Annotated in this window: 2 protein-coding genes; one reads left to right on the top strand and one right to left on the bottom strand. The window is 63.7% G+C overall.

Features of this window, described 5'->3' with window-relative positions; genetic code table 11:
* Positions 1 to 294 precede the first annotated feature (294 nt).
* Positions 295 to 453 (bottom strand): hypothetical protein, encoded by a 159-nt coding sequence (locus H488_RS37520; RefSeq protein WP_017834569.1) that lies wholly within the window; start codon positions 451 to 453, stop codon positions 295 to 297.
* A gap of 246 nt (positions 454 to 699) precedes the next feature.
* On the opposite strand from H488_RS37520, the gene H488_RS33270 reads away from it, so the two are divergent.
* Positions 700 to 999 (top strand): cbb3-type cytochrome c oxidase subunit I (locus H488_RS33270; protein WP_043739560.1); only part of this gene is annotated, 300 nt, incomplete at its 3' end.

Genomic DNA, 999 nt, shown 5'->3' with positions numbered 1-999 from the left:
CGTTCGCGATCACCTTCGCCGGGCGGTTCGAGAGAACCGCTCACTGATGAAAACCGCCGGGCCCCACACACCGTTTATCGGACAGTCCCCCCGGTGTGCACGTCGGCTAGATCATCAGAGGGAGGAGCGCTGGTGTGGTCGGGGAGAACACCACGATTCCACCAGTGGAGCGGACTGGTGATACCGGGCGGGACTGCCCCGGGTTTCCTTGACAGGGGTAACCAAGCCATGGGGCAGGTCAGAGAGTCAATGGAAGTCGGGGCAGTCCCGGGCTGTCCCACTGGTAGGTGGTAGTCAGGCCACGGTGGTGCCCACGGGCAGGGCTCCGGGATCAGTGGCTGTGCCGGTCCCACCGCCGATAGCCAGTTGGCGCAGCGCCATCGTCATCGGTGACCCGCCATAGACCACCACCACGATCGTGCCGGCGGCCAGCAGCGCTCCACCCTTGATCACGCCTGACCCTGATTACCGCGATGTTGGTCTCCTAGCTCACCGGGCACGGATGGGCTTCATCAGGGTCTCGGCGGCGTAGTCGCGGGTCTGGGCACAGCAGGGGCGCAGGAGTACTGTCGGAGCTCACCGCTCGGCTGCAGTTTGGGGAGACAGCGGGTTTTCAAGCCTGGTTTCTGGCACCACGGCGAAGAACCCTCGTGGCTGGTAAAGCCAGCATTTCCCGTGAGGCTCCAGGAGGTTCTTCCGATGGCCATCTACGAGTACACCACTGAGGAACGCCGACCGGTCCCCGCCCCGCAGGTGGTGCCCCGGTCCAAGGGGCGGATGGTCGTCAACTGGATCACGTCCACCGACCACAAGACGATCGGGTACATGTACCTGATTTCGTCCTTCGCGTTCTTCCTTCTCGCCGGTGTGATGGCGTTGCTGATCCGCGCCGAGCTCTTCGAGCCGGGCATGCAGATCCTGGAGACCAAGGAGCAGTACAACCAGCTGTTCACCATGCACGGCACGCTGATGCTGCTGATGTTCGGCACCCCGCTGTTC

This window comes from Kocuria sp. UCD-OTCP (genome assembly GCF_000349605.1).
In the GTDB taxonomy this organism is placed as follows: Bacteria; Actinomycetota; Actinomycetes; order Actinomycetales; family Micrococcaceae; genus Kocuria; species Kocuria rosea.
Note: the sequence above shows the minus strand (reverse complement) of the source record. Positions and strands in the feature narration are given on the sequence as shown.